At 71.6% G+C, this 2,976-nt stretch carries 3 protein-coding genes; 1 reads left to right on the forward strand and 2 read right to left on the reverse strand.

Annotation, left to right across the window (positions count from 1 at the left end):
* Positions 1 to 398 (reverse strand): amidohydrolase family protein (locus ACFU7Z_RS38315; RefSeq protein WP_380782741.1); only part of this gene is annotated, 398 nt, incomplete at its 3' end.
* Positions 395 to 1,342: an ROK family protein gene (locus ACFU7Z_RS38320; protein WP_049655186.1), complete on the reverse strand. Its 948-nt coding sequence runs from the start codon at positions 1,340 to 1,342 to the stop codon at positions 395 to 397. The genes ACFU7Z_RS38320 and ACFU7Z_RS38315, both read right to left, overlap by 4 nt.
* 325 nt (positions 1,343 to 1,667) lie before the next feature.
* Here ACFU7Z_RS38320 and ACFU7Z_RS38325 point away from each other — a divergent pair, with 325 nt between their 5' ends.
* The gene (locus ACFU7Z_RS38325; protein ID WP_074005442.1) at positions 1,668 to 2,948 is read left to right on the forward strand and encodes an extracellular solute-binding protein; all 1,281 of its coding nucleotides are present in this window, start codon (positions 1,668 to 1,670) and stop codon (positions 2,946 to 2,948) included.
* Positions 2,949 to 2,976 lie beyond the last annotated feature (28 nt).

A 2,976-nucleotide genomic window follows, 5' to 3' on the forward strand; every position in this document is an offset into this window, starting at 1 on the left:
GAGATGAACGGGCCCTCGAAGTGGATGCCGGCCAGGACGCCGTCCTCGACGAGTTCGGAGAGGACGTGCGCCTGGCGGGCGACCTCGTCGATCTCGCCGGTGACGGTGGAGGCCACCGTGGTGGTGGTGCCGTGCTCCAGGTGGGTGCGGGCGGCCAGCAGCGCCTCCTCGGCGATGCCGGAGGCGTACGAGGCACCGCCGCCGCCGTGGACGTGCAGGTCGACGAAGCCGGGGACGACGGTGTACCCGGTCAGGTCGAGGTCGCCGGGCTCGGTGTCGCCGCCGAGGCCGGCGATGCGCTCGCCCTCGACGGCGAGGCGGTCGCCCTCGACGACGCCGCCGGGCAGGACCAGCCGGGCACCGGCCAGGGCAGTACGGTCACGGTCCGCGGTGGTCACGCGGTCACCTCCATGGAGAGCAGATCCCAGGCGAGCAGGCCCGCGCCCAGGGACGCGGCGGTGTCTTTGAGCATGGCGGGTACGACCTTCGGGGGCATCTGGAAGGTCAGTCGCCCGGTGACCGCGGCGCGCAGCGGAGTGAAGAGCGTGTCGCCGGCCTCGGCCAGCCCGCCGCCGACGATCACGGTGGACGGGTCGAGCAGGCTCTGGGCCAGCACGATGCCGTCCGCCAGGGCGTCGACGGCGCGCTGCCAGACCGCGAGGGCGCGGTCGTCCCCGGCGTCCACCGCGGCGGCGCAGGATGCCGCGTCGGCGTCGGGGTCGCCGCTGGTCTCGGCCCAGGCGCGGGAGACGGCGGAGGCCGAGGCCAGCGTCTCCAGGCAGCCGCGGGCGCCGCAGCCGCACTGCGGTCCGCCCGGGCGGACCACGACGTGGCCGATCTCGCCGCCGTAGCCGTGCGCGCCGGCCTCGATCCGGCCGTCGATGCCGATGGCGCCGGCGATGCCGGTGCCGAGGGCGATGAACAGGAAGCGGTCGACGCCGCGGCCGGCTCCGAGCCGGCCCTCGGCCAGGCCGCCGGAGCGCACGTCGTGGCCGAGGGCCACCGGCATCGCGCCGCCGTCCGGCCCGGCCAAGCGCTCGCCGAGGAGCTTGCGCAGCGGGAGCTCGCGCCAGCCGAGGTTGGCGGAGAAGACCGCGATGCCGTTCTTCTCGTCGATCGTGCCCGGGACGGCGACACCGGCCGCGAGCGGGGCGACGCCGAAACGGCTGCGGCCCTCGTCCGCCAGGTCGGTGGCGAAGTCGAGGATGGCGGCGACGACGGCGTCCGTGCCGTGCTCCCGCCCGGTCGGTCGGCGTGCCTCGAACAGCACGGAGCCGTCCTGGGCGAGCAGCGCGGCCTTCATGCCGGTGCCGCCTACATCGAGTGCGATGACGTGCTTCACGGAGGACAGTTTCCCTTGGGCGGGTAGAAGAGGTCTAGTCCAGTTGTCGGATTGGTCTGGTCCATACTGGGTGAGCTTTGTCGCAGCTGCGGGGGTGTGCGCGGCTTTGCGCCGGGGTGCGGGGCGGGCGCGGACCGGGGTGAGTGGGGGTTTTGTTGCGCATTGTGCAATGACGCCGAGCACTTCGATAACTACTGGGGCGGCGCCGGGCGGTGGTGTGGACCGGTGGTCGACGGGTTTGGGAGTGTTGCGCGTCCCCCTGCCGGATTCCCCCGTTCCGGCTGCGTTCACCCCCCGTTCCATCCCCCCGAAGGCGGTACCCGCGTTGAACAGGCGCGTCCACGTTCCCACCCGTGTGCTCGGCGGTGCGCTGGCCGGAGCACTGGTCCTCACCGCGGTCAGTGCCTGCGGCGGGCAGGACGACGGGCCGGTCACCCTCAGACTGGTCGCCGCCGACTACGGGGAGAGCCCCGAGACCAGCTCCCAGCACTACTGGGACGCGGTCGCCAGGGACTTCGAGGCGGCCAACCCCGGGATCAAGGTCAGCGTCGAGGTGGACAGCTGGACCGAGATCGGCAAGAAGGTCGAGGACATGATCGCGGCCGGCAAGTCGCCGGACCTGCTCCAGACCGGCGGCTTCGCGGACCAGGTCGCGGCGGACCGGCTGTACCCGGCCTCCGACGTGCTCTCGGTGGACACCCAGGCCAGGTTCCTGGACACCTTCGCGCACGCCGGGCAGGTGGTCGGGACGCAGTACGGGATCCCGTTCGTCTCCTCCTCGCGGGTGCTCTTCTACAACAAGGCGGTCTTCCGGCAGGCCGGGATCACCCAGCCGCCGGCCACCTGGAACGAGCTGCGGCAGGACGCCGAGAAGATCAAGGCCAAGGTGCCGGGGGTGACCCCGTACGGGCTGCCGCTGGGGCCGGAGGAGGCACCGGCCGAGTCGATGCTGTGGACGCTGAGCGGCGGCGGCAGCATCTCCGACGACGTCGGCAACTACACCATCGACAGCGCCCAGAACCAGGCCACCTTCGGCTGGCTGAAGAGCAACCTGGTGGCCACCGGGCTGACGTACCCGGACCCGGGCAAGATGAACCGCACCCCGGTGTTCCAGGACTTCGCCGCGGGGAAGGTCGCGATGCTGAACGGGCACCCGACCCTGCTGCGGATGGCGACCGCCGGGAAGATCGAGTTCGGCACGGCGCCGATCCCGAAGAAGGACGGCGTCGGACGGACCGGGAGCCTCGGGGTCGCGGACTGGATGATGGCGCTGAAGGCGAACGGGCACAAGAACGAGATCAAGAAGTTCCTGGCGTTCGTCTACGGCAAGGACAACCAGCTGAAGTTCGACGAGCAGTACAACCTCCTGCCGGTCACCCAGGACGCGTTCGCCCAGATGTCGTCCGACCCCAAGCACGAGGACCTCAAGCAGTTCGCGGTCGGGCTCAGCAACGCGAGCTTCTACCCGTTCGGGGACCCGGCCTGGGGCGAGGTCAGCAACCGGATCAAGGCCGGGATCGGGCAGGCCGTGACGGGGGACCCGAAGCAGGTGCTCGAAGGACTGCAGGACGCGGCGGTGAAGGAAGCGGTGAAGGTCCGCAAGTAGCAGGTCGTCGGGGCCGGGGCGTGGTTCG

Source organism: Kitasatospora sp. NPDC057518 (assembly GCF_042802075.1).
In the GTDB taxonomy this organism is placed as follows: domain Bacteria; phylum Actinomycetota; class Actinomycetes; order Streptomycetales; family Streptomycetaceae; genus Kitasatospora.